Origin of the sequence: Chamaesiphon sp. VAR_48_metabat_403 (assembly GCF_031422475.1) — a bacterium.
Classification (GTDB): domain Bacteria; phylum Cyanobacteriota; class Cyanobacteriia; order Cyanobacteriales; family Chamaesiphonaceae; genus Chamaesiphon.
The window spans coordinates 1-2,514 of sequence record NZ_JANPLS010000151.1 but is presented as its reverse complement, the minus strand read 5'-3'; the positions used below and the strand labels follow the sequence as shown (position 1 = coordinate 2,514).

The window sequence follows — 2,514 nt, the reverse complement described above, 5'->3', positions numbered from 1 at the left end:
CATTCGATCGCTAATCGCACTTGATTTTCGGTAGAATCAACATCCGTCACACCCAAACTAGCATCCCAATGACTCTCGGCAAACATTCCTGGTAACACATTTCCTAACGCATTTTGCTTGTTAAAAAAGCCTACCCCACCGATACAGATTGTATGGTATCCTCGATCGGCAAAACCAGTGATAATATCTGCCGTTTCAAACACGCAGGTATTTTCTCCCGTCGTCTCACTCCCGGCAAAATTCAGCGCGAATAAGCGAGGATGTTTGCCAGGTAAAGCTGGGGTGGGTAAAAAGCCTGCAAAAAATGCCTGATGAGCGGCATAGGTGAAGCTTGCAGGCGCGTGTCGGCGTTCCCATTTACCGTCGGGTAATAATGCTGCTAAATTCGGCGTAAGTCCTGTTTCTAGGCATTCTTTCGCGACATCATAGCGGAGGGTATCGAGGGTGATAAATAAGAAGTCGTGGGTACCAATTAATCGATCGACATTCATCAGTTCAATTTAGAATTTAGATAACTCTGATTTTGTTCGATCGGCACCCAAATATTGATTAGTAGAAATTAAAGTCGATAATCGTGGCGTAGCAGCACCTGTGGGATTATGAGTCGGCGATAAACAGTATCGGTTTTAAAGCAACCATATTACAGGACAAACATGATAAGCATCTTAGTCTTTTAAGATGCTTACCAGGAGTTAGAGTGTCTGAATTGAATTGACGATCGATTAACTGTTAGCTTGTAAAGCTCTAATAAATTCGCGAATAACATCTGTTTTCGTTCTTTCATTTTTTTCGGTAAAGCTTTCAAGAATTGATAGTTCTTGGTTGGGGATTTTGATGTTTAGTTGTTTTGTTTTTCTAGTTTTTACAGTCATACATTTAACGATCGAATTGTCGGAGAATATTTGGGTCTATAATTATTCAACCAGAAATACCATCTTTAAATCAGCTATATCGATCGTCCTATTAATGTAGTTTGATGAATTTTGTTTTAACCTGCTGAATTTGCTTGGCACTGAGGACAATAATGCGTACCTCTACCGCCGAGCCGCATTTTGGCGATCGGAGTTCCACAGACGCGACAGGGTTGCTTCGTGCGATTGTAAACCCACGCCATGCCCCCATAATTGCCATTGGTGCCCTCCACGCTGAGATAATTACTAAAAGTGGTACCGCCGCTATCGATCGAGGTTTGCAGGACATTTATCGCGGACTCGCGCAATAGTTCGATTTGGGCGAACGCGAGCTGGTTAGCTGGAGTTTCGGGATGAATTTTGCTTAAAAATAGAGCTTCGTCGGCATAGATATTTCCCAATCCAGCGACTAAGTTTTGATCGAGAATGACGGTTTTAATATTCCGCGAGGATTTCTGGAGTTTAGCTGCAAAATACTCGATACTAAACGCCGGATCGAATGGTTCTGGCCCTAATTTGCCCATTCCCGTCATCACCTGTTCCGGTTGCTGGCTGGGGGGAATCCACCACATCTGTCCGAATGTCCGCTGATCTACAAACCGAATTTCCCAATCTTTACCCAAAAATAATCTGACACGGGTATGCTTATGTACCTCTGTGCTGCTCTCTACCCACAGCAATTGCCCCGTCATGCGTAAATGCACTCCCAAACAGCCTGCGGGTTGCTGAGTGTCTTGTTCAGCTAACTGTGCGTATAAATATTTGCCCCGTCGATGCCAAGTTTGAATTTTGGTATGGTGGAGTCCAAAGCTAAACTCTTCAGGCGTATCGGGATGCGCGATCGTGCGTGGTAATAGTACTTCAGTGCCAGTAATCGCTCGATCGAGTGTGTATCGATCTAAACCTCGACGAACTGTTTCAACTTCCGGTAATTCTGGCATTAATGGTTAGACTGGTAACTAGGGAGTCAGCGAAGATCTCACTAACCGAAATTAGTATAGACCGATCGCCCCCTGAGTTGCCAGTCAGGATGTTGACTATTTTGCGGCAGCTTTCGCTGGTGGTGCGGAGACTTCGGTTAGTTCGCTAACTGCAAAGTTATTGGTATTAACACCCCCAGCACTACCGCTGAAGCCGCTATAATTAACTTTGTCAAACCGCACGATGACGTTATATTTGATGCCGCTTTGGTCGATCGAGACTACGCTCCCGATGTCCTGGAACCAGTAAGATTCCTTGCGGAGGACGCGAACTTTTGAGCCACGTTGAAGTGCCATAATTACTTGTTCCTGTTTGGAGTAATTGGTTTTTAAGAAGGATTTAGCCACAATTAGCCATCACGCTTATTTTCTGCAAATTTCGCCCCCTTTTTGACACAAGGTAACAAAGCTTAATTTAGGCTTTAGGTTTTAGGCTTTAGGCTTTAGGCTTTAGGTTTTAGTGGATAGTGGATAGTGGATAGTGGATAGTGGATAGTGGATAGTGAATGGATTTTGGAACGATCCCCCGTCCCCCAGTCCCCCAGTCCCCCCGTCTCCCCGTCCCCCCGTCTCCCCGTCTCCCCGTCCCCCCGTCTCCCCGTCTCCCCGTCCCCCCGTCTCCC

The 2,514-nt window shown here is 45.5% G+C and carries 4 protein-coding genes; all 4 read right to left on the bottom strand.

Annotation, left to right across the window (positions count from 1 at the left end; genetic code table 11):
- Window positions 1-491: STM4013/SEN3800 family hydrolase (locus RMO79_RS07360; RefSeq protein ID WP_310482463.1), on the bottom strand; the 491-nt coding region annotated here is incomplete at its 3' end.
- Between the two features lie 231 nt (window positions 492-722).
- The gene (locus tag RMO79_RS07355; protein WP_310482462.1) at window positions 723-872 is read right to left on the bottom strand and encodes a CopG family transcriptional regulator; all 150 of its coding nucleotides are present in this window, start codon (window positions 870-872) and stop codon (window positions 723-725) included.
- 116 nt (window positions 873-988) lie between these two features.
- On the bottom strand, window positions 989-1,852 hold the full coding sequence (locus RMO79_RS07350; RefSeq protein WP_310482461.1) for a DNA-formamidopyrimidine glycosylase: 864 nt from the start codon (window positions 1,850-1,852) through the stop codon (window positions 989-991).
- Window positions 1,853-1,948: 96 nt separating this feature from the next.
- On the bottom strand, window positions 1,949-2,188 hold the full coding sequence (locus RMO79_RS07345) for a photosystem I reaction center subunit IV (RefSeq protein ID WP_310482464.1): 240 nt from the start codon (window positions 2,186-2,188) through the stop codon (window positions 1,949-1,951).
- Between the last annotated feature and the right edge of the window lie 326 nt (window positions 2,189-2,514).

Bases quoted from the DNA above. Each gene is read 5' to 3' on its own strand.
- RMO79_RS07355 (WP_310482462.1), bottom strand. From the start codon at position 872: ATGACTGTAAAAACTAGAAAAACAAAACAACTAAACATCAAAATCCCC.
- RMO79_RS07350 (WP_310482461.1), bottom strand. From the start codon at position 1,852: ATGCCAGAATTACCGGAAGTTGAAACAGTTCGTCGAGGTTTAGATCGA.
- RMO79_RS07345 (WP_310482464.1), bottom strand. From the start codon at position 2,188: ATGGCACTTCAACGTGGCTCAAAAGTTCGCGTCCTCCGCAAGGAATCT.